Source organism: Mesorhizobium sp. B2-4-19, assembly GCF_006441315.1.
Lineage (GTDB): Bacteria > Pseudomonadota > Alphaproteobacteria > Rhizobiales > Rhizobiaceae > Mesorhizobium.
Map to the genome: position 1 here is coordinate 22,690 of NZ_VFUV01000011.1, position 22,552 is coordinate 45,241.

The 22,552-nt window shown below is 63.1% G+C and carries 21 protein-coding genes; 11 read left to right on the forward strand and 10 right to left on the reverse strand.

What is annotated here, in order from left to right; translation table 11 throughout:
- Positions 1-224: 224 nt before the first annotated feature.
- Positions 225-998 (reverse strand): GntR family transcriptional regulator, encoded by a 774-nt coding sequence (locus tag FJ546_RS19050; protein WP_140890739.1) that lies wholly within the window; start codon positions 996-998, stop codon positions 225-227.
- Between the two features lie 153 nt (positions 999-1,151).
- Here FJ546_RS19050 and FJ546_RS19055 point away from each other — a divergent pair, with 153 nt between their 5' ends.
- Genes FJ546_RS19055 through kynU form a run of 4 tightly spaced genes read left to right on the forward strand, consistent with a single transcriptional unit; the run spans position 1,152 to position 5,189 of the window.
- Positions 1,152-2,138: an ABC transporter substrate-binding protein gene (locus tag FJ546_RS19055; protein WP_140890740.1), complete on the forward strand. Its 987-nt coding sequence runs from the start codon at positions 1,152-1,154 to the stop codon at positions 2,136-2,138.
- Positions 2,139-2,197: 59 nt separating this feature from the next.
- Entirely contained in the window at positions 2,198-2,977 is a 780-nt protein-coding gene (locus FJ546_RS19060; protein WP_140890741.1) for an ABC transporter ATP-binding protein, read from the forward strand.
- A gap of 6 nt (positions 2,978-2,983) precedes the next feature.
- The gene (locus FJ546_RS19065) at positions 2,984-3,907 is read left to right on the forward strand and encodes an ABC transporter permease (RefSeq protein WP_140890742.1); all 924 of its coding nucleotides are present in this window, start codon (positions 2,984-2,986) and stop codon (positions 3,905-3,907) included.
- A 34-nt stretch (positions 3,908-3,941) separates the two neighbouring features.
- Positions 3,942-5,189 carry a kynureninase gene (kynU, locus tag FJ546_RS19070; protein WP_140890743.1) on the forward strand — a complete coding sequence of 416 codons (1,248 nt, stop codon included), beginning with the start codon at positions 3,942-3,944 and terminating at the stop codon, positions 5,187-5,189.
- Positions 5,190-5,255: 66 nt separating this feature from the next.
- Here the strand turns inward: kynU and kynA are convergent, their stop codons facing one another.
- The 3 genes from kynA to FJ546_RS19085 all read right to left on the reverse strand — a co-directional run bounded on the left by kynA (position 5,256) and on the right by FJ546_RS19085 (position 7,985).
- The gene (gene kynA / locus FJ546_RS19075) at positions 5,256-6,092 is read right to left on the reverse strand and encodes a tryptophan 2,3-dioxygenase (RefSeq protein ID WP_140890744.1); all 837 of its coding nucleotides are present in this window, start codon (positions 6,090-6,092) and stop codon (positions 5,256-5,258) included.
- Positions 6,089-7,714: an AMP-binding protein gene (locus FJ546_RS19080; protein WP_140890745.1), complete on the reverse strand. Its 1,626-nt coding sequence runs from the start codon at positions 7,712-7,714 to the stop codon at positions 6,089-6,091. Before FJ546_RS19080 ends, kynA begins: the two co-directional genes overlap by 4 nt.
- Positions 7,715-7,802: 88 nt before the next feature.
- Positions 7,803-7,985: a hypothetical protein gene (locus FJ546_RS19085; protein ID WP_140890746.1), complete on the reverse strand. Its 183-nt coding sequence runs from the start codon at positions 7,983-7,985 to the stop codon at positions 7,803-7,805.
- On the opposite strand from FJ546_RS19085, the gene FJ546_RS19090 reads away from it, so the two are divergent.
- Positions 7,984-9,339, forward strand: coding sequence for a hypothetical protein (locus FJ546_RS19090; protein WP_140890747.1), 1,356 nt, complete (start codon positions 7,984-7,986; stop codon positions 9,337-9,339). The two genes, FJ546_RS19085 and FJ546_RS19090, sit on opposite strands and share 2 nt — an antisense overlap.
- A 94-nt stretch (positions 9,340-9,433) precedes the next feature.
- On the forward strand, positions 9,434-10,264 hold the full coding sequence (locus tag FJ546_RS19095; protein ID WP_140890748.1) for an alpha/beta hydrolase: 831 nt from the start codon (positions 9,434-9,436) through the stop codon (positions 10,262-10,264).
- A 46-nt stretch (positions 10,265-10,310) separates the two neighbouring features.
- On the opposite strand, the gene glp is transcribed toward FJ546_RS19095, so the two are convergent.
- Genes glp through FJ546_RS19120 form a run of 5 tightly spaced genes read right to left on the reverse strand, consistent with a single transcriptional unit; the run spans position 10,311 to position 15,716 of the window.
- The gene (gene glp, locus FJ546_RS19100; protein WP_140890749.1) at positions 10,311-11,516 is read right to left on the reverse strand and encodes a gephyrin-like molybdotransferase Glp; all 1,206 of its coding nucleotides are present in this window, start codon (positions 11,514-11,516) and stop codon (positions 10,311-10,313) included.
- Positions 11,516-11,998, reverse strand: coding sequence for a cyclic pyranopterin monophosphate synthase MoaC (moaC, locus tag FJ546_RS19105; RefSeq protein ID WP_140890750.1), 483 nt, complete (start codon positions 11,996-11,998; stop codon positions 11,516-11,518). Before moaC ends, glp begins: the two co-directional genes overlap by 1 nt.
- Positions 11,999-12,000: 2 nt before the next feature.
- On the reverse strand, positions 12,001-12,813 hold the full coding sequence (gene trpC / locus FJ546_RS19110) for an indole-3-glycerol phosphate synthase TrpC (RefSeq protein ID WP_140890751.1): 813 nt from the start codon (positions 12,811-12,813) through the stop codon (positions 12,001-12,003).
- A gap of 3 nt (positions 12,814-12,816) precedes the next feature.
- Positions 12,817-13,827 (reverse strand): anthranilate phosphoribosyltransferase, encoded by a 1,011-nt coding sequence (gene trpD, locus FJ546_RS19115; protein WP_095774358.1) that lies wholly within the window; start codon positions 13,825-13,827, stop codon positions 12,817-12,819.
- Positions 13,824-15,716, reverse strand: a complete 1,893-nt coding sequence (locus FJ546_RS19120) for a SurA N-terminal domain-containing protein (protein WP_140890752.1) — start codon at positions 15,714-15,716, stop codon at positions 13,824-13,826. The genes trpD and FJ546_RS19120 overlap by 4 nt, the downstream gene beginning before the upstream one ends.
- Positions 15,717-15,859: 143 nt before the next feature.
- Here FJ546_RS19120 and tpiA point away from each other — a divergent pair, with 143 nt between their 5' ends.
- From tpiA to FJ546_RS19145, 5 genes are all read left to right on the forward strand, one after another.
- On the forward strand, positions 15,860-16,630 hold the full coding sequence (tpiA, locus tag FJ546_RS19125; protein ID WP_140890753.1) for a triose-phosphate isomerase: 771 nt from the start codon (positions 15,860-15,862) through the stop codon (positions 16,628-16,630).
- 167 nt (positions 16,631-16,797) lie between these two features.
- Positions 16,798-17,274 (forward strand): preprotein translocase subunit SecG, encoded by a 477-nt coding sequence (gene secG / locus FJ546_RS19130; RefSeq protein WP_140890754.1) that lies wholly within the window; start codon positions 16,798-16,800, stop codon positions 17,272-17,274.
- A gap of 211 nt (positions 17,275-17,485) precedes the next feature.
- A complete protein-coding gene (locus tag FJ546_RS19135; protein ID WP_140890755.1) occupies positions 17,486-18,610 on the forward strand; it encodes a L,D-transpeptidase in 1,125 nt (374 codons plus the stop codon).
- Between the two features lie 217 nt (positions 18,611-18,827).
- The gene (locus tag FJ546_RS19140; protein WP_095774362.1) at positions 18,828-20,465 is read left to right on the forward strand and encodes a CTP synthase; all 1,638 of its coding nucleotides are present in this window, start codon (positions 18,828-18,830) and stop codon (positions 20,463-20,465) included.
- Between the two features lie 23 nt (positions 20,466-20,488).
- Entirely contained in the window at positions 20,489-21,028 is a 540-nt protein-coding gene (locus FJ546_RS19145; protein WP_140890756.1) for a DUF1697 domain-containing protein, read from the forward strand.
- Between the two features lie 66 nt (positions 21,029-21,094).
- Here FJ546_RS19145 and FJ546_RS19150 read toward each other — a convergent pair whose 3' ends face one another.
- Complete coding sequence (locus FJ546_RS19150) at positions 21,095-22,552, reverse strand: NCS1 family nucleobase:cation symporter-1 (protein ID WP_140890757.1); 1,458 nt, start codon at positions 22,550-22,552, stop codon at positions 21,095-21,097.

Here is a 22,552-nt window from a genome sequence, read left to right on the forward strand (position 1 = left end):
GCGATCAATCATTTCCCTGCCGGTACGCGCATTGAAATCGTTTCGGTTAATGGCCTGTGGCCTAGCCCTGAATGCGGTTTGGCATCAGGCATTTGGGAGGCGTCCACGGGGCCGAATTGTACAATGTATCGATCCATTTCCGGCAGAACGAAACGAAACCAAAACGCCAACAATCGTGTGTTCAGGGCCGGCACGGCCGCGTGGATTTGGACGCCGCGGAAGCATCATCCGGAAACCGCTTTCAGGCTGCCGGCGCGCGCGGTGTAAGTGTTGGCGCCGTTGTCTTCGCTGTGTACATAGACATGTAGGGTGTAGCCGATATGCGCCGTCATCAGCGCCTTTGCCCGTTCGACATCGCGATCGAGCGCCGCTTCCATGATCGCGGTATGATGCTCGATGGCGATCGCCTCGCGCAGCGCGTCCATTGCCTCGCCATAGCCGTCCTTCAGGCCGGCCGCCGCCCGCAATGTCGGCGCCAGGCCGAGAAACCGATGATGCCGACGCAGCTGATCGGCGATCGTCGAGCGGAAGCGCAACAGCCAGTTGGACGTCGCCGCGCTCAGCAGCGCCGCGTGGAAGGCCTCGTGGCTCTCGTCCCATTTGTCGACGGCCGCATCGGAAGGGTCATCGACCGCGGTCTTGCAGCGGGAGAGCCGGTAATGAGCGGTGACGACCGCGTCCTCCCATTCCCTGCCGCCGTTCGTGATCGATTCCAGGAACAGCGGCATTTCGACAACCATCCTCGCGCGCGCCAGGTCCTCGAGCTCGGCGCGCGACACGGGTGCGACGGCAAAGCCGCGATTGCTGATGGCGGTGACCAAGCGTTCGGCTTCAAGTCGGGACAAGGCTTCACGCAGCGGCGTCCAGCCGACGCCGTATGTGCCGCGCAGCGCGCTCAGCTTGAGCGGCGCCCCCGGCATGAGGCGGGTGGTCAGGATATCGCGCCGCAGCAGCTGATAGGCTGCTTCGGTCTTGGTGGGATTGTTCTGATCCTGCATCGCGATCCGTCCATCGTCGGCTTGTGAAAATTATATATGAAGGGGAAGCATGGCAAGAATTATATATAATGTTTGACACGCGGCGAGGGACTGACCATGATCGCCGCAGTTGCCGTCCTTGTGAGCGGCGCTGATCAAATCTGGGAGGAAATGATGTTGAAGTCGAAATCCGCTTGGCTGTCGGGATTGGCCCTGGCAGGCGCATTGATGGTCAGCGCCGGCAGCGCCGCAGCCGATCAGATACGCATCGGCATCGCCAATTTCGGCGAGCATCCGCAGCTCAATGCCGCCATAGCGGGCTTCAAGAAGGCACTGACGGACAACGGCTTTGTCGAGGGCAAGGACGTCGTCTACACCGAAAGCCATACCAACTTCGATGCATCGCTGGTGCCGCAGATGATCGCCAAGCTGCAGGCGGAGCAGCCCAAGCTGATCTACACCATCACCACGCCGGTCTCGCAGATCGCCAAGAAGGCGCTCGCCGGTTCCGGGATTCCGATCGTCTTTGCCGCGGTCACCGATCCGGTGGCGGCCAAGCTGGTGCCGTCGTGGGACGCCGGAGACGAAGGCATGACCGGCGCCAGCGATCTGCAGGATGTCGCCGCGGTGATGGCCTTCACCAAGAAGCTGCTGCCGAACGCCAAGCGCTTCGGGGTTCCCTACAATCCGGGCGAGGCCAATGACGTTGCCCTGATCGAAAAGATCAAGGCGGCGGCACCCGCCGCCGGCTTTGAGGTCGTCGAAGTCGGCATCGACAACGTCAATGACATCCAGCAACGCATCGCTTCGCTCGCCGGCAAGGCAGACGTGATCTACGGTCCGGCCTCGAACCTCATCCAGCCGGCGATCGCCGCTGTCTCCGCGGCCGCACGCCAGGCGGGAATCCCGGTCGTCAACTCCGATGACAGCGCGGTCCGCAATGGTACCGTGCCGGCGAGCTTCGCGGTCAATTACACGCAGGTCGGCATCAACGCCGGCAACATCGCGGCCGAGATCCTCAAGGGCAAGGATCCCAAGACGATCGCGCCGTCGCGCCCGGCCTACAAGGACCATATGGCAACGATTTCCCGCAAGGCGATGGCTGCGTTCGGCATCGAGATACCGGCTTCGATGGCCGAGTGCGGCTGCATCGTCGACTGATATCGGGCTGGACGGGGCGACGGCGGCGGCGCCGTCGCCCTTCAGGCCAAGGAGGAACGATGCTCGATATCCGATCCGCGCGCAAAGTATTCTACAAGGGGCAGGCCGACGAGAAGGTCGCGCTGGACGGCCTCAGCCTGTCATTGGCCACCGGCGATTTCGGCATCGTCATCGGCTCCAACGGGGCCGGCAAGAGCAGCATGCTCAACGCCATTTCCGGAGCTCTTGTCCTGGATTCCGGCAAGATCCTGATCAACGGTGCGGACGTGACGGCCATGCCGGTGCACAAGCGCGCCACGCGATTGGCGCGCGTCTTCCAGGATCCGATGCGCGGCACCGCCGCCAGCATGACCGTGGCGGAGAACATGCTGCTGGCCGATCTGCGCAGCCAAAAACGCACGCTGCGACAGGGGCTGAACGCCGCACGGCTCGCGTCCTACAAGGAGCGCCTGTCGATATTGGGTCTCGGCCTTGAAAATCGTCTCGACACCCGCGTCGACCTGCTCTCGGGCGGGCAGCGTCAGTCGCTGTCGCTGATCATGGCAGTCGGCGGATCGCCGGACCTGCTGCTGCTCGACGAGCATACCGCGGCACTCGACCCGCGCACGGCCGAGATCGTCATGCAGGCGACGGTGCGCGCCGTCAACGCGCTGAAACTGACCACGCTGATGGTGACCCACAACATGCAGCACGCCGTCGACTATGGCAGCCGGGTGATCATGCTCGATGCGGGCCGGGTCTTGTTGGAGGTCACTGGCGAGGAGAAGGCCAGGGTCACGGTTATCGATCTGATCGGCCATTTTTCCATCAAGACCGACCGCATGTTGCTGGCGAGCTGAACCATCATGGGCTTTATTCAGGATGTTCTCAGCAGCTTTGTCGCGATCATGCCGGTGACCCTGGCGCAAAGCCTGATCCTGGCCTTTGTCGTGCTCGGCATCATGATCCCGTTCCGCATGCTGAATTTTCCCGATCTCACCAGCGAAGGCGCCTTTCCGCTGGGCGGCTGCGTCTGCGGCGTGCTTCTTGCCGCCGGTGTATCGCCGCTGACCTGCATCGTCGTCGCATTCGCGGCGGGCTTCGCGGCGGGCTGCTGCACCGCCTTCATCCATCTGCGCTTCCGCATCCACACGCTGCTGGCGGGCATCCTGATGATGACGATGCTTTACAGCATCAACCTGCGCATCATGGGCAAGTCCAACCTCTCGGTTTTCGGCTCGCCCACCGTGTTCGACTGGGTGCCGTTCGCACGGCCGGGTTTTCCGGCCAGCAAGATCGTCGTCGCCGGCGTTCTCGCGCTCGTCGTCTTCGCGGCGCTCTATATGTTCTTCAGGACCGAGAAGGGGACTGCCGTGCGCGCCGTCGGCGCCAATCCCGACATGGCCGAGGCGCAAGGCATCAATGTCTGGGCGGCGACCATCGGCGGTGTCGGGCTGGCGAGCGCGTTTTCGGCGTCGAGCGGCGCACTGATGGTGCAGTCGCAGGGATTTGCCGACGTCAATATGGGGCTGGGCATCCTCATCAACGGCCTTGCCGCGCTGATGATCGGCGAGGCGGTCGTCGGCAAGCAGACGGTCTGGCGCCAACTGCTGGCACCCTTTGCCGGCGCGATCATCTACTACCAGCTGGTGTCGTTCTGCCTCGCCGCCGGCATGCCGCCTCCCGACCTGAAGCTTGCCACAGGCTTGTTCGTGCTCGCCATGCTTGCCCTGCCGAGCCTCAAGCGCAGCCGGGGACCCGCACCGGCCCGCGAAGCCATCCGTGAATAATCAGGACCTAAACAACCAGGGAATGTCACAAATCATGCGTGCACCGCTCGATCTCGCAGCAGTCGAAGCCATGGATGCGGCCGATCCCCTGCGTGCCATGCGCGACCGCTTCATTCTGCCGGAAGGCGTGATCTACCTCGACGGCAACTCGCTGGGTGCGGCGGCACCCGCCGTCTTCAACGAACTGCAGAAGGCGGCGACGCAGGAATGGGCGCAAGACCTCATCCGCGCTTGGAACACCGCCGGCTGGTTCGACATGCCGGTCGCGCTCGGCGACCAGCTCGGACGGCTGATCGGCGCCGCTTCGGGCCAGACGGTGGTCTGCGACACGACCTCGATCAACATCTACAAGGTGCTGCATGCGGCACTCGGTATGCGACCGAACCGCTCGGTCATCGTCGCCGAGGGCGACAGTTTTCCAACCGACCTCTACATGGCCGAAGGCGTGGCCTCGACGCGGCCGGGCACGCTGCTGCGGCTGGAAGGTGTCGATGCGCCCACCATCGAGGAACTGATCGACGAGCGCGTCGCCGTCATCCTGGTCAACCACGTCAATTACAAAACCGGACAATTGCGCGACATGGCCGCGTTGACGTGCAAGGCCCATCAGGTCGGCGCGCTGATCGTCTGGGATCTCTGCCACACAGCCGGTGCACTGCCTGTCGAGCTCGATGCCGCGAACGCCGATTTCGCCATCGGCTGCACCTACAAATATCTCAATGGCGGTCCGGGCGCGCCCGCCTTCATCTATGCCGCGAAACGCCATCACGAAGATGTCCACCAGCCGCTCAGCGGCTGGTGGGGCCATGCGCGGCCCTTCGCTTTTGAACAAAGCTACACGGCCGGCAGCGGTATCCGCCGGTTCCTGTGCGGCACGCAGCCGGTGCTGTCGATGCGGGCGCTGAAAGGGGCACTCGATATCTGGGACGACGTCGACATGGCGGCGGTACGCAAGAAGAGCATCGCGCTCACCGACCTGTTCATCCAGCTCGTGGAAGCCAGATGCGGCGCCTACGGCCTCGAACTCGAAGGCCCGCGCAACGGCAATGCGCGCGGCAGCCAGGTGTCGTTCGTCCATCCGCATGGCTACCAGGTGATGCGGGCCTTGATCGAGCGCGGCGTGATCGGCGATTTCCGTGCGCCGTCGACCATCCGCTTCGGCTTCACGCCGCTCTATGTCGGTTACAAGGACGTCTGGCAGGCGGTCGAGGTGCTGGAGGACATCCTGCGCACCGGCGCCTGGCAGGAGGCGCGTTTCGCGGTCAAGACGGCGGTGACCTGAAAAGTCAGCGCAATTCCAGGAAAAGTGTTGGCGGTTTTCCCACGGGAATTGCGCCAAGGCAAAAAGTCAAAGCCGGGTGCGAACCGTCCACAGTTCGGGAAACAGGACAACCTCAAGCATCTTCTTCAGGTAGGAAGCGCCTGAGGTGCCGCCGGTGCCGCGTTTCAGGCCGATGATGCGCTCGACCGTGGTGACATGGTTGAAGCGCCAGCGGCGGAAATAGTCCTCGAAATCGACCAGTTTCTCGGCAAACTCATAGAACATCCAGTAGCGCTGCGGGTCGCGGTAGACGGTCTGCCAGGCGACCAGGACTTCTTCGTTTTCGCTGCGCGTCTCGCGCCAGTCCGTGCGCCTGGCGTCGGCGCCGATGTCGAACCCATTGCGCGCCAGAAGCAGCAACGCTTCATCATAGAGCGACGGCTCGGCCAGGATTGCCTCCAGCTTGCCGGTGAGGTCCGGCCGGTGCTTGTGGGGTCCGAGCATTGCGAGGTTGCGGTTGCCCGCCATGAACTCGATGGCGCGGTACTGCCAGGACTGAAAGCCGGAGGACTGGCCGAGCGCGTCGCGGAACTCGGTGTATTCGCTGGGCGTCATCGTGCGCAGCACGTCCCAGGCATTGTTCAACTGCTCGAAAATCCGGGCGACACGCGACAGCATCTTGAAGCTCGGCTCGAGCCGGTCGGCGCGAATGGAGCGGATGGCGGCGCCGATCTCATGCAGAGCGAGCTTCATCCAGAGTTCCGAGGTCTGGTGCTGGATGATGAACAGCATCTCGTCATGCGCTGACGACAGCGGCGTCTGTGCGTCGAGCACTTTTTCCAGGTGCAGATAGTCGCTGTAGGACATGCGCTCCTTGAACGACATCTGTGCGCCCTCGGACGCCGGATCGTAGGGCTCGCTCAATTGATTTTCTCCGTGCGCAGCCGGAAGCGCTGGATCTTGCCGGTCTGGGTCTTGGGCAGGGCGGCGATGAATTTGACCGAGCGCGGATATTTGTAGGGCGCGATCGTGGCCTTGACGTGGTCCTGCAGGCGCTTGACGGTCAATGCATCGGGCGCCACGCCTTGCACCAGCACGACATGCGCCTCGACGATCTGGCCGCGTTCGCCATCCTCCGCGCCGATGACCGCGCATTCGGCGACATCGGGATGCGACAGCAGTGCCGCCTCGACCTCGGGCCCGGCAATGTTGTAGCCGGCGCTGACGATCATGTCGTCGGAACGCGCGGCGAAATGAAAGAAACCGTCCTCGTCCTGGGTAAAAGTGTCGCCGGTGAGGTTCCAGCCGTCGCGCACATATTCCTTCTGCCTGTCGTCGGCCATGTAGCGGCAGCCGGTCGGGCCGCGCACCGCCAGCCGACCGGTCTCGCCGCGCGGCACCTCGCGCATCGTGTCGTCGACGATGCGCGCCTCATAGCCGCCCACCGGCTTGCCGGTCGATGCAGGCTTCATGTCGCCAAAACGGTTGGAGATGAAGATGTGCAGCATTTCGGTGGCGCCGATGCCGTCGAGGATCGGCTTGCCGGTCTTCTCGGTCCATTCTTCGAAGACCGGAGCCGGCAAGGTCTCGCCGGCCGATACGGCGACGCGCAGCGACGACAAATCAGCACCTTCATCCATGGCTTTCAGCATGGCGCGATAGGCGGTCGGCGCGGTGAAGGAAATGGTCGCTTTGTAGGTCTCGATGATGTGGACCATGTTGGGCGGCGTCGCCTGTTCCAGCAACGTCGCCGCGGCACCGAAGCGCAAGGGGAAGATGGCGAGCCCGCCAAGGCCGAAGGTGAAGGCGAGCGGCGGCGAGCCGACGAAGATGTCGTCCGGCGTGACCTGGAGAATCTCGCGGGCATAGGCATCGGCGATGATCAGAAGGTCGCGGTGGAAATGCATCGTCGCCTTCGGCACGCCCGTCGTGCCCGAGGTGAAGCCGAGCAGCGCGACATCGTCGCGGCCGGTGTTGACGGCGGTGAAGGTGACCGGCTTGTCGAGGGCGGCGCGGTCGAGCTCGGCATCATGGTTGGCGGTACCGTCGAAGCCGATCACCTGCTTCAGGAAGGCGCTGTCCTTAGCGCAGGCGGTCATCTCGTCCATCAACCTGGTGTCGCAGAGCGCGGTCGTGATCTCCGCCTTGTCGACGATCTTGGTCAGCTCGCCGGCGCGCAGCATCGGCATGGTGTTGACGACCACGGCGCCGACCTTGGTCGCGGCCAGCCAGCAGGCGACCATTGCGGGATTGTTGGCGGAGCGGATCAGGACCCGGTTGCCCGGCTTGATGCCGTAATTCTCGACCAGCGCGTGGGCCACCCTGTTGGTCCAGTCCGACAGTTCCTTGTAGGTGCGGCGGCGGCCATTGCCGATCAGGGCGGTGTGGTCGCCGAGGCCCTTCTCGACCAACCTGTCGGTCAATTCGACGCCGGCGTTGAGATGTTCGGGGTACTCGAAGCCGTCGAGCAGGAAATCCGGCCATTGATCCGGCGGCGGCAGATGATCGCGCGTGAACGTGTCGATATGCGCTGAAGGCCCAAGCATGTCGCGGCTGCCCCTATCTGCTTCATGACCGTGGCTGGCCATGAAGCAGGATCGCACCAGTCGAAATTTGTTTCAAGCCTAAAATGTTTTACGCGTCGAGCATTGCCGTGTTGTCTTGGCCCAGGAAACTCAACCCCAAGAAACGCCGGGAAATTGCCGAAAGCGTCTTGTCGGATCGCAAGGGCGGCGCATAAATCAGCGGGCTTTGCGATTTCAGCGAACCGACGGTCTCTCGCGTGTCATCGCCGAACAAAATCTGGAGCACCGCCATGCCCACCGGCCATGATCTTATGGGGCTGATGAAATTCCTCGGTCGCGACCAATGGCGCGACTGCTTCGAAGAGGTGTTCGACGATCATTTCGGTCCAGTCCTGGATGACGACGGTATGGAGTTCGAGGACCTTGCCGAAACCCTCGGCGGCGACTGGGCCATGACGCTGTGGGGCTGCGCCTTCGAGGATTTTCTGACCCAGGACTTCGACGTCGAGGGCGGTAACATGGTCGACGAGTATCTCAAGCGCCGTGGCTGGAAGGAGGGCGCTCAGGCAAAGGGCTATATGAAGGCATTGCGAACATCGATCATGAGCCTTTACGAGGTCAGTGATATCGTGCCGGGGAAGTCACTTATGGCGCGCGACCTTATTCGCGGCGGCGATCCGGTCGCCGTCAGCGAGGGTACGGCCACCAAGACCTTGAAACAGTGGGACAGGGTCGCCGCCCGCATCGTGTCGGTTATGGGCAAGAACAGCTTCGCGGGTGGCCTTCTGCCGTTCACGCCGCAGGCCACGGAAGTGCTGTTCGATGGCCTGCGAGGCATGTTCGGAAAAAAGGGTGCGAAGAAACTCCCCGCGATCAAGGACGAAGACCTGCAGGCGGTCGCCTCCATGTTCACCCTGTCATGGCTGTTCGATACGCTCGGTCGAGCCTTGGAAATGCCTTTGCTCCAAAACTCCGATGGCGATGACATCGTGTTCCACGACGTCCAGTTTCCACTGTCATCCGGCACAACCCAGAAGGATATCGCCGCGCGGTTGACTGCTGTTCCGGGAATGTCACAGGCAAACCCGAGGTTCTGGAACTGGCTCGAGGACGAGCCGAAAGGCGGAAGGAGTACGAGGCACAGCGACGTGCTTTCCCTCGATACCACTATGGACAACGGTTTGCGGGCGTTGGGCAATGTCGAACTAAAGGGACGTTGTCTGCACCTTTCGGCCAATTCCGCCATGCGCGCGGACACAGGAACCGCTCTGATCCAGCAGGCCCTCGGCGATCTGGTCGGCATGCCTGAGACCAAAGTCCAGACCGTCGAGCAGTTGATGGCCGAGCGGCCAACCGGCAAGAGTGGACGGACTTCTTCGGATATCCCTTCTGAAATCGCCGAGCAGGTCGTCCACGAGTTCATGGACCGAAAGTATCGTGAAACTCTCGATCAGCCGGTCGGCATGCTCGGCAACAAGACGCCACGCCAGGCCGCCAAAACGCCAGCCGGTCGTCAGAAGGTCGCCGAGTGGCTCAAATATCTCGAAAACCAGTCCGCAAAACGGCCGAGTCCAGCAGACCCTATGGCAACCTACAGTTTCGAATGGATGTGGCGAGAACTCGGCGTCCACGATCTGCGTCAGTAACCCACCGCATTTCCGTATCCCGGTGACGCGCTGAGCCGGGATGCCGGCCGTTGCCAATCGCAAACGATGCCGATCCTTGAGAGATGGTGCCAAAATGTTCGAACGTCAGATTGCCGATTGGGACAACGCCTACGCCAACGGTGCGAATATCGCCGGCAGCGACCGCTGGCCGGCCGCCTGGGCGGAACCGGCGCAAGCGTTTCGCGACGCGCTTTCGGCGGCGGGACGGGCACGGCTGGACATCGCCTATGGCGAGCGACCGCGCAATCGCCTCGATCTTTTCCTTCCCGAGGCCGCGCCCAAGGGGCTCGTCGTGTTCATCCATGGCGGTTACTGGCTGGAGTCCGACAAGAGCGACTGGTCGCATCTGGCCAAGGGTGCTGTCGGCAGCGGCTTTGCCGCGGCGATGCCGTCCTACACGCAGTGCCCGGACATACGCATCACCGGCATCGTCCGTGAAATCGGCGCGGCGATCGAGAAAGTGGCGGCGATGGTCGAGGGACCGCTGATTTTGACCGGACATTCGGCCGGTGGCCATCTCGCCAGCCGCATGGTGACCACATCAACGCCGCTAGCGACGGATGTGGCAAAGCGAATACGTCATGTCGTTTCGATCTCGGGCCTGCACGACCTGCGCCCGCTGATGCGCACCGGTATGAACGCCGCTTTGGCAATCGACGAGGCCGAAGCCCAGGCCGAGAGCCCCGCGCTGCTGCGGCCCCTGGATGGTGCCCGCATCACCTGCTGGGCCGGCGGCGGCGAGCGCTCGGAGTTCCTGCGGCAGAATGCGCTGCTGGCCAACATCTGGACCGGACTTGGCGTCGCCACCAGCTGCGTGGTCGAGCCCGACCGACATCATTACGACATTGTCGATGGCCTTGCCGATCCAGCGCATGCGCTGACGCGAACCTTGATCTCGGAATAGGTGAGATCGTTTTTGTCCTGTTATCAGTCAGTTATGGGGTAATTCTTCAGCGTAGCATTAGAACGCTGCAAGAATCTCCGGGGGCGGATGCGGGGGCAAATGGCGCCCGTACGATCAGCCCATTGGCGTCGGCCAGCATCCTCAGCATGGACGAGTCCTGGATGCTGAACGGCGTCGCCACCAATTCGCCATCGTCTTCCCTGACCACCGCGCGCACATAGTCCTGGCGCAGATCATTGGCCAGCATTGCGGCGCCCAGCCGCGCCGGACGGATGTCCTGACGATGATTGCGGCCGCCGAGCCTCGCCAGAAGCGGCTTCAGGAACAATTGCGAGCAGACCAAGCTGGCCACCGGGTTGCCGGGCAGGCCGATACATCTGATAGCGCCGAGGCGTCCGAACATCAGCGGCTTGCCGGGGCGCATGGCGATCTTCCAGAAGCCGAGCGTCATGCCTTCGCCGGTCAGCACGTCATGGATCAGGTCATGGTCACCGACCGAGGCGCCACCAAGCGTGACGATGACATCCGCACCGGCCGCGACCGCCTTTTTGACCAGCGCTGCGATGGCTTCCTTGCGGTCGGCGGCAATGCCAAGATCGAGCGCGCGGGCGCCGACCGATTGCGCGGTAGCGGCAACGCCATAGGCGTTGGACGAGATGATCTGGTCCGGTCCGAGTTCGCTGCCGGGCGACAGCAGCTCGTCGCCCGTAGCGATGATGGCGACCAGCGGCCGTTTGACCACGTTCACTCTGGGATGGTTGGCCGATGCCGTCAGCGAGAGCGCCGCCGCATCGAGTAGCCGGCCTCTTTCAAGCAGGACATCGCCTTTCGAAAAATCGAGGCCAATGCGGCGGATGTTGCGCCACTCCGCCGTCGGTTCGATCACTTCGATGCGTCCGCCGCCGAGGTCGCGGACGTTTTCCTGGATGACGATGGTGTCGGCGCCTTCGGGCAGCGGCGCGCCGGTGAAGATGCGCACCGCCTGGCGCTCGCCGACGGAGCCGTCAAAGCCACGTCCGGCCGGCGCCATGCCGATCACCGAGAGTTTCGACGGCACGGACGCCACATCGGCCGTGCGAACCGCGTAACCATCCATGGCCGAAGCATTGAACGGCGGTTGAGTGCGAAGTGCGACGAGCGGTTCCGCCAGCACCCGATCGACTGCCTCGAACAGAGGCACGCTTTCGCCGGCCAAGGGGGCTGCGCCATCCAGCAGGCGCTCAAGCGCCTCGGCCACCGGAACCAGCGCCATTAGGCGCCAGCCTTGTAGTCGCCGGATTTGCCGCCGGTCTTTTCCACCAGGCGGACACCGGAGATGATCATGGCGCGGTCCACGGCCTTGGCCATGTCGTAAATGGTCAGGCAGGCAACGGAGGCAGCGGTCAGCGCTTCCATCTCGACGCCGGTCTTGCCGGTGACGCGCGCCAGCGCGGTGACTTTCAGGCCCGGCAGCGCATGGTCGGGCTCGATGTCGACGGAAACCTTGGTCAAGAGCAGGGGATGGCAGAGCGGGATCAGCTCATGCGTCTTCTTCGCCGCCATGATGCCGGCGATGCGGGCGGTGCCGAGCACATCGCCCTTCTTGGCGTTGCCGGCGAGGATGGTCTTCAGCGTCTCGGGCTGCATCGAGACGAACCCTTCGGCGATCGCCGTGCGTGTCGTCTCTTGCTTGTCGCCGACATCGACCATGTTGGCCTCGCCCTGCGCGCCGAGATGGGTGAGGGCGGCCTTCATCGTCAGACGGCCTCGGCCAACGCCTTGCCGGTCAGCAGGATGCGGGTCGCCGCGGTGACATCCTGTTGCCGCATCAGGCTCTCGCCGACAAGGAAGGTGCCGATGTCCTTCTTTTGCAGCCTGAGGCAATCGTCATGTGTGAAGATGCCGCTCTCGCTGACCAGCAAGCGGTCGGCCGGCACCATCGTTGCCAGTCGCTCGGAGGTTTCCAGACGGGTCTCGAACGTTCTCAGATTGCGGTTGTTGATGCCGATCAGCCGCGACGACAGTTTTAGCGCTCGTTGCGTCTCGGCCTCATCATGCACCTCGATCAGCGCATCCATGCCGAGTTCGAATGCGGTCGCTTCCAATTCGCTCGCCAAGGCATCGTCGACGCTGGCCATGATGATCAGGATGGCATCCGCGCCCCAGGCGCGCGCCTCGTAGACCTGGTAGGGGTCGAACAGGAAATCCTTGCGCAGCGCGGGCAGGGCGACGGCTGCGCGTGCCCTGGTGAGGAATTCCGGCGCGCCCTGGAAGGACGGTGCATCGGTCAATACCGAAAGACAGGCGGCGCCGCCCTTCTCATAGGCCTGCGCCAGTGCCGGCGGATCGAAATCGGCACGGATCAGCCCCTTGGAAGGACTTGCCTTCTTGATTTCGGCGATGAGGGCGAAGCGACCCGATCTGCGCTTCGCCTCGAGGGCTGCAAGAAAGCCGCGCGGTGCGTCGGCGTCCTTCGCCCGCGCCTTGATCTCGGCCAGCGGCACGCGTGCCTTGGCGGCGGCGATCTCGTCGCGCTTGTAGGCCTCGATCTTGCGCAAAATATCAGACACGGTTCACCCGTTCGAAATTTCGACCAGCCGGTCGAGCACCTGCAGCGCCCGGCCGCTGTCTATGGCTTGCGCTGCGAGCGCGATGCCATCGCCGAGCGTCGTCGCCTTGCCCGCGATCACCAGCCCGGCGCCGGCATTCATTAGCACGGTGTCGCGATAGGCGCCGGCAGCGCCACCCAGCATGTCGCGCAGGGCCTTGGCATTGTAGGCGGCGTCGCCACCGCGCAGCTCGTCCTTGGTGTGGCGCTTCAGTCCGACCTCTTCCGGGGTCAGTGTGAAGCTGCGGATCTCGCCGCCGATCAGTTCCGCCACCTGCGTCTCGCCGGTGGTGGTGATTTCGTCATAGCCGTCGCCATGAACGACCCAGGCATGCTCGGTGCCCAGCGCCTTCAATGTCTCGGCCACCGGCATGATCCATTCCGGCAGAAACACACCGACCATCTGCCTGACGACGCCAGCCGGATTGGAGAGAGGCCCGAGCAGATTGAAGATGGTGCGGGTTCCGAGCTCAACGCGGGTCGGGCCGACATGTTTCATGGCCGGATGGTGCGCCGGCGCGAACATGAAGCCGACGCCGGCTTCATGGATGCAACGGCCGATCGTCTCCGGCGGAATGTCTATCTTGACCCCAAGCGCGATCAGGACATCGGCCGCGCCGGTCAATGAGGACAGGCCGCGATTGCCGTGCTTGGCGACCGGCACGCCGGCGGCGGCGATGACGAAGGCCGAGCCCGTCGAAATGTTGACGCTGTGGGAATTGTCGCCACCCGTGCCGACGATATCGATGGCACCCGCGGGCGCCTCGACGCGCAGCATCTTGGCCCGCATCGTGGCGACAGCCCCCGAAATCTCGCTCACTGTCTCTCCGCGAACGCGCAACGCCATCAGGAAGCCGCCGATCTGGCCGGGGGTCGCGTCGCCCGACATGATGATGTCGAAGGCCTCGCGCGCTTCCTCGAAGGAAAGCGCGGTGCCGGCCGCCACCTTGGCGATATGGGTTTTCAGCGCGCTCATCTTGTCGAGGCTTGGGCAACGGCGGCCTGGTCGATGCGGACATCATACTGCGTCTGCAACTGCGCCACCAATTGGTCGAGCAGGTCGTCCGACATGCCGGAAGTGAAGGATTTCTGTGCGTCGTCCGGCACCGAGCTGGCATCGGCTCCGGCGGGCTCGAACACTTCTGCGACCTTGAAGAGGATCTGCCCGTCACCGGTGGGCGAGGGGATCAAGCCGGTCCCGCCTTCGCCGACGCCGAACATCACGGCAGCGCCGTCCTTGCCGAAATCGGCATCGTCGGCTTCGCGCTTCAGGCCGCGCTTGGTCTGCTTCTCCAGCTTGAGATCGCCGGCAATAACGTCGAGCGTGGCGCCAGCCTTGAGCCGCTTGTCGAGCTCGCTCGCCTTGGCGGCAAGCCGCTTGGTGGTCTCAGCCGCCGTCCAGTCGGCGACGACTTTCTGGCGGACCTCGTCCAGCGTCCGGTCGCGAGCCGGCGTGATCGAAGCGACCTCATAGAAGATGAAGCCGTTGTCGGCCGTGGTCAGCGCTTCGTTTTCGGTTTTGGGTTCGGCATCAAAGACCGCCTTGATCAGCGCCGGCGATTCCGGCAGGTCCTTGACGATGGAGCCGTCCGGCCTGAGGCCGCTGCGATCGATGGCGTCTATTGTGACGTCCTTCAGCTTCAGCTTGGCGGCCGCGTCGGCCAGCGAACTGCCGGAGGCGCGAGTGTCTTCGTAATTGTCGTGCACATCCAAAAGGATACGGCTTGCCTCGCCCAACGCCAGGTCCTTGCGGATCTGGTCGGACACTTCGGCGAGCGGCTTCACCACCTCGGGCTTGATCTCGGTAACGCGCAGCAGCACCGGACCGAAGGCCCCCTGAACGACCTGGCTGACTTCATTGGCGTTGAGCGCAAAGGCGGCATCGGCAACCGCCTTGTCGGCGATCTTGTCCTTGGCCAACGTGCCAAGCAGCGTGTCGGCCGGGGTCTTGCCTTCGGCTGTCACCAGCTTTTCGAACGTGGCGCCGGCCTTGAGCGAATCGAGCGCGGCCTTGGCTGCATCGGGCGTCTTGAACACAAGCTGCTCGATCGTCCGCATTTCGGGCGTGGTGTAGCGCGCCTTGTTCTTATTGTAATCGTCGTTGACCTGCTGATCGGTGACGGCAGTCGGATCCATGATGTCCGCCGGCTCGAGGCGGACATAGGAGAATTTGCGGTACTCGGGTGCGGCGTAGGTCTTCTTGTTGGCCTCGAAATAGGCCTGAAGCACGCTGTCGCTCGGTGCCTCGATCGGCTCGACGAGCTTCTTCGGCAATACCAGGTAGTCAACGGTGCGGTCCTCGCCGCGATAGAGCGCGACCGCCTTGAAGAAAGCGTCCGGCGCCTTGAGGCCGTCCGAGACCGCCTCGACGATCTGCTGGCGCACCGCCACCTGGGCGCGGTTCTTCAGATAATCCTCGGGCCGCATGCCGACCTGGCGCAGCATGTACTCGAATGTTCTCCTGTCGAACTCGCCGCCCGGGCCCTTGAACGCCGGGTCCTCGCGCGTCAGTTCGGCCAACCGGTCCTTGGACAGGCCGAGGCCAAGCTTGCGGGCCTGTTCGTCGAGAACGGCGCCGGAGACAAGCTGAGCCAGGACCTGGTTGTCGATGCCGAGCGCCTTTGCCTGTTCGTGGGTGAGGCGCTGACCGAACTGCTGCGACATGACGGCGAGCTGGCGATCATAGGCGAGGCGGTATTCGTTGATCGATACCTTGGTGCCACCCGCTATTATCACCGAATCGTGGCCGGCAAAGCCGCCCATCAGCCGCCCGGAGATGCCCCAGGCGGCGAAACTGACCACCAGCAGCGAAAGCAATGTCTTCGCGACCCATGTACCCGCCGCGCTTCTCAATATACCAAGCATCGTTACTTCCGATTTATGCGCATTTTCGCATGCGCCGAGTCTGAAACAAGCGCAATAGCGCCCTTCCGGCCCACTGTCGATTGCTTTGTGGCCTGATTTTGGTAGTGAGGGCCAGAGCCTGATATTGCCCGGAGAAGCAGACCATGACGCCAGGAATTCGCCCGCTTGTCGCCGGCAACTGGAAAATGAACGGCACCAGCGCTTCGCTGAACGAACTCAGGATGATCGGCAACGGGTTCATGAGCGGGCTCGACGCGGAGACCGAGGCCCTGGTCTGCGTTCCCGCGACGCTGCTCTCTCATGCAGCCGAGATTCTGTCGCGCACGCCGGTCCATGCCGGCGGCGAGGATTGCCACACCAAGGAAAGCGGCGCCTACACCGGCTGCATCTCGGCGGAGATGCTGAAGGATGCCGGCGCGAGCCATGTCATTGTCGGCCATTCCGAATGCCGCGAACAACGCGGCGAGGACGATGCGACGGTCCAGGCCAAGGCGGCCGCCGCATGGCGTGCCGGGCTCGTGGCCATTATTTGCATCGGCGAGACACAGCAACAGCGTGAAGCGGGCGCCACGCTCGACGTGCTGTCGCGCCAGGTCGCCGGCTCGGTGCCGCCGAGTGCCACGCCATCCAACACCGTCATTGCCTATGAGCCGGTATGGGCAATCGGCACCGGCCTGACGCCGACCGCGGCCGATGTGGCCGAAGCGCATGCGCACATCCGCGAAAAGCTCTCGGAGAAACTTGGTGCCGCTGCCGCCAAGATGCGCATCCTCTACGGCGGCTCGGTCAAGCCGTCCAACGCGGTGGAACTGCTGGGCGTCAGGAATGTCGATGGCGCGCTGGTCGGCGGCGCCAGCCTGAAAGCAGCCGATTTCCTCGGTATCGCCGAGGCCTATCGCAGCATTTCAGGCTAAGTTTCACGACGCAGGACGGGGCTCATCCCGTCCAAATTCGTTGCAAAGGGCGCGTTGCTTCCCATATTCCGGCCACGGGCTTGGAAATGCCGTGAAAGCATTGTATTGAGCCGCCTCCAATTCACCGGTCGTGTCCGCGGCCGGGCAAGGCCTTGCCAGGATAAACTATGCAAACCGTACTGATCGTCATCCATCTCATGGTCGTGCTCGCCCTCGTCGGCGTGGTGCTGCTGCAACGCTCCGAAGGCGGCGGCCTTGGCATTGGTGGCGGATCGGGCTTCATGACGGCGCGCGGCGCCGCCAACGCGTTGACCCGGGCAACGGCGATCCTGGCGGCGGCTTTCTTCGTCACGTCGCTGACCTTGTCGATCATTGCCCGCTACGGCGAAAAGCCGATCGACATTCTCGATCGCGTCCCCGCGACCTCGGGCGCCGCCGGCAAGGGCGTGCTCAACCAGTTGCCTGGCACGACGACTCCGGCACCGGCGGGCAGCACCAACCCGACGCCGCCGTCGGGCAATGGCGCGGCGACGACGCCTGCGCCGGCTGCTCCGGCCACCGCGCCCGCCTCTGGCGCGACGCCGCCGGCAAACAACGGCACCACCAACACGGCGCCCGCGGCACCGCAGGTCCCGAACCAGTAACCCCATCTGGTCCAAACCGCGACCTGTGATCGTTTGAACACAGTCGCGGCAAATGCTGCGCGATCACGAAGATTCAACGGGCAGCAGCGTGGTCTCGCGCTTGAGGCGTCCGCGCTTATTCGACTATAGATTGCGCGCGGCATTTTCGGTGTCCTTGGGGGACGCCAGGCGACGCCGTGGGCAACAAGCATTGAACGATCGGATCTTCGCCATGCAGCTTCGCAGCTTCATTTTCCTGGGACTTTGCGCCGTACTCGGCCTGAGTTCCCCGGCTTTCGCCGGCGTGCCGGCCAATTTGGCCGCCAATCAGTCGGTCGACAAAACCGACGCCATCAACGTCGCAGTCAAGAGCGATGCGGCGCAGTTGAAGGCTCTCAAGAAGAAGAAAAGCCCGACACCGGACGATCTCGCCCAGATCAAGAAAATCGAGGCCAAGATCGTCGCCGACAAGGAAGACGCCAAGGCCAAGGCCCTCGAAGCCAGGAAGCTGGCGATGCGCGAGGCGGCCAAGGCCAAGGCCGACGCCGAACGGCAGGTCTTCCTGGCCAAGAAGGGGAAGAGCGCTTCTACAACGGCCGAAGTTGCTGACGCCAAGCCGGCCAAGAAGACCACAAAGGTCATCGAGCCGATCGAACCGATCACACCAATCCAATCAGCCGAGCCGCTTCCGGCAGAAGCGATGAATGTCGCGCTGACGGGCAACAATGGTGAGTTGCGCAGCGAGGTCATCGGCCAGAAGCAGCCAGCCGGCGGCCTGTTCGCCGGCCTGTTCGGCGGCACCTCGTCCGGCTCGTCGATCAGCTATCTGCCCGAGACGCGGGCTCTCGACCAGGCTCTCGCCAAGAAGGACGGCAAGAAGCCGTTCAAGGTGAAGCCGGAATTCGTGCCGCAGGATGTGGAATTTACCGGCTATGAGCCGGGCACCATTGTCATCGACACCAGCGCGCGCCGGCTCTATCTCGTCGAATCGTTTTCGACCGCGCGTCGCTACGCAATCGCGGTCGGCCGTGAAGGCCTGCAGTTCAAAGGCACGGTCGCGGTCGGCGACAAGCAGGAATGGCCGCGCTGGATCCCGACGCTCGACATGCAGAAGCGCGAGCCCAAGCATTACGGCCAGTACAAGGACGGCATGCCCGGCGGCGGCCAGAACCCCCTCGGCGCCCGCGCCATCTACCTCTATGACGGCAAGAAGGACACGCATCTGCGCATCCACGGCACCATCGCGCCGCAGTCGATCGGAACCAGCGCTTCCAATGGCTGCTTCCGCATGATCAACGAGCACGTCATGGATCTCTACAGCCGCGTCCGGGTCGGCACCAAAGTCGTCATCATCTGACGGTTCCATCATCCTGCCGAAAGGGCCGGCTCAGCCGGCCCTTTTGTTTTGCCTCGTTCACGATCAAGCCTGTCCGGTCGTGATCCCTGGACAGACGGAAAACCGTTTGTCCGAGAAACCGGGTTCCACTCTTCGGGACCATGGTCCGACGCCTTCTTGGGAAAAAACCTTCGCGGTGGTTTTTTCTCTGGCGGAATCAATCCAGCCGCGTTAAGCGATGACTCCCATGGCGCGATATGTATTCATCACAGGCGGCGTGGTTTCCTCACTTGGAAAAGGCATAGCCGCAGCGGCCCTTGGGGCTCTCCTGCAGGCGCGAGGCTATCGCGCACGCATCAAAAAACTCGACCCGTATCTCAATGTCGATCCCGGCACGATGTCGCCGTACCAGCATGGCGAGGTGTTCGTCACCGATGACGGTGCCGAGACCGATCTTGACCTTGGCCACTACGAGCGCTTCACCGGCCGCTCGGCCAATCAGCAGGACAACATCACCACCGGCCGCATCTACAAGAACATCATCGAGCGCGAGCGGCGCGGCGACTATCTCGGTGCCACCGTGCAGGTCATTCCGCACGTCACCGACGAGATCAAGAATTTCGTCCTCAACGGCAATGACGACTATGATTTCGTGCTGTGCGAGATCGGCGGCACGGTCGGCGACATCGAGGCGATGCCGTTCCTTGAGGCGATCCGGCAACTCGGCAACGATCTGCCGCGCAACAATGCTGTCTACGTGCATCTGACCTTGATGCCCTACATCCCGACGGCGGGTGAGCTGAAGACCAAGCCGACCCAGCATTCGGTCAAGGAACTGCGCGGCATCGGCATAGCGCCCGACATCCTGCTGGTCCGCGCCGACCGCGCCATTCCCAAGGAGGAGCGCAGAAAGCTGTCGCTGTTCTGCAATGTCCGGGAAAGTGCCGTCATCCAGGCGCTCGACGTGCCGCACATCTACGACGTGCCGATGGCCTACCACAAGGAAGGGCTCGATTCGGAAGTCCTGGCCGCCTTTGGCATCGACCCGGCGCCGAAGCCGCGCATGGAACCCTGGCAGAAGGTGTCGGACCGCATCCACAGCCCCGAAGGCGAGGTGACCATCGCCATCGTCGGCAAATACACTGGCCTCAAGGATGCCTACAAATCGCTGATCGAAGCACTTTCGCATGGCGGCCTGGCCAACCACGTCAAGGTCAAGTTCGACTGGATCGAATCGGAGATCTTCGAAAAGGAGGATCCGGCGCCTTGGCTGGAAAAGGTGCATGGCATCCTGGTTCCCGGCGGCTTTGGCGAACGCGGCTCCGAAGGCAAGATCCTGGCGGCGAAATTCGCGCGTGAGCGCAAGGTGCCGTATTTCGGCATCTGCTTCGGTATGCAGATGGCCTGCATCGAGGCGGCGCGGTCGCTGGCGGGTGTCGAGCACGCCTCCTCGACCGAGTTCGGTCCGACCAACGAGCCCGTCGTCGGCCTGATGACCGAATGGCTGAAGGGCAACATGCTGGAGAAGCGGCGGGAAACCGGCGATCTCGGTGGCACAATGCGTCTTGGGGCCTATCAGGCCGACCTCGCCAAGGGCTCCAAGATCGCCGAGATCTATGGCGACACGCAGATTTCAGAACGCCACCGCCACCGCTACGAGGTCAATATCGACTACAAGGAGCGGCTCGAGGATTGCGGCCTGGTGTTCGCCGGCATGTCGCCAGACGGCGTGCTGCCGGAGACGGTCGAGTATCCCGACCATCCCTGGTTCATCGGCGTGCAGTATCACCCCGAGCTGAAGAGCCGACCGCTCGATCCGCATCCGCTGTTCGCCAGCTTCATCGAGGCTGCTGTGGAACAGTCTCGCCTGGTGTAGGCACCCGCCAGGGCGGAGCTCTCATGCAGACCTATGTCGCGCTCCTCTACAGCATCATCCTGGGCGAGGGGCGGCGCGTCGTCATGGCGGACCTCAAGGCGATGGCTGAAGGCCTCGGCTTGAGGAATGTTCGCACGCTGGTGGCGACGGGAAATCTGGTCTTCGAGGCTGAGAGGACCGCCACTGCCGCGCTTGAGAAGCGGCTGGAGGCCGCCTTCGAAACGGCCTTTGGCCGCCACGTCGACATCATTGTCCGTGGCGCTGGAGATTGGCAGAAACTCGCTTCGCGCAATCCGTTCCCAACCGAATCGGAGGAAGCCGGGGATCAGGTCGCGGTGCGTGTGATGCGCAAGCCTGTGGCCGAAGATGTCCTGTCGGGGCTTCAGGCCTATGCCGCCGAGGAGGAGAAGGTGCTCCTGATCGGCGGCGACATATGGCTTGTGTTTTCGCGCGAACGACCAAGCTCGCGGCTGCTTGCGGCCGTCAATCACAAGCGCCTTGGCATAGGCACGTCGCGCAACTGGAACACGGTGCGCAAATTGGCGGAGATGGTAGGGCAGTAGGGCAGTATTTCCCTACCGCCTTACTGCCCCTACTGCCTTATTCCCTTGTTTAGGCCTTCGCTGTGTTTAGGCCTTCGCTGTCTTGGCGCCCGCACCCACGGCGGCGGTGCGCAGCACATAGTAGATGATGCCGGCAATCGCCACGCCGAAGAACCAGCCATAGACGCCCCACCAGGACGGCAGCCAGTTGGTGAAGTTCGGCAATATCGACGAGAAGACAGCACCGATGCCGGCCGCGATGAAGGCATTGACGTGCCAGCCGCCCTGGAAGCGGAACTCGCCATCCTCGCGATACAGCGCCTCGACGTCGACCTCGCCTTTGCGGATCAGATAATAGTCGACCATCATGACGCCGAAGATCGGCCCCATCGTCGCGCCGATGATGCCGACGAAATGCGCGGCACTGCCTTCCCACGGCGCGAAGGGATAGAGCACCAGCGCGATAAGTGCTGCAATGTAGCCGCCCTTCTTGAAGTCGATCTGACGCGGGAAGACGTTGGAGAAGTCGAAGGCTGGCGAGACGAAGTTGGCGACGACGTTGATGCCGAGCGTGGCAACCGCGAAGGTCAGGGCGGCAAGCGCCGCCAGGAACCAGCTGTCGAACTTGGCCGAGATCTGGTCGGGATGCAGCAGCACTTCGTGGTAGACGTCATAGGCGGCAATGGTGGTGACGCCGGCGACCAGTGAGAACAGGATCAGATTGACCGGCAGGCCCCAGATGTTGCCTTTGCGCAGCGCGGCTTTGTCCGGCGCATAGCGGGCGAAGTCGCAGAAATTGAGATAGAGCGCCGAGAAATAGGTCACCCAGATCGCCGCGACCCCGAAGAGCGCCGTCCACGATCCGGGATCGCCCGGAATGCCGGCGTCGGCGGTCTTTTCGCGCAGCACATCCATCGGAATATCGCTGGTAAAGGCGAAGCTCCCCGATTTGACGCAGAGATAGATGGCCAGGAGCAGCATCATCACCCAGACGGCAGGCCCCGCCCAATCCTGGAAGCGGCGCACCGTTTCCATGCCCTTTTGGATGATCAGCAGCTGCAGCGCCCAGATGATGACAAAGCAGATCACCTCCAGGGTGGAATGGCCGAGAAGATGCGAGGTCTTGTTGAATTCGTCGAACCATTGCAGGCGGGTCAACAATGCCACGATGGCGCCGGAGGCGGCGGCCGTTTGCGCGCCGTACCAGAAGCAGGCGACGATGGCGCGCACCAAGGCCGGGATGTTGGCACCCCAGATGCCGAAGGAGGCACGAGCAAGCACGGGATAGGGCACGCCGGTCTTCACGCCGGCATAACCGACCATGTTCATCAGCGCGTAGATGATCAGCGAGCCGATGCCGATGGCGATGATGAAATTGACGAAGCCGCCGCAGAACAGGAACAGGCTGGCGGCGAGATAGTAGCCCCACAGGCTGTGGACGTCCGATGTCCAGACGTTGAAGATCGAGAATGGTCCCCAGTTTCGAACTTTGGCCGGAGCGAGATCCTCGTTGTACAGGTCAGGCGATGCGCCTTGTATGGTCAC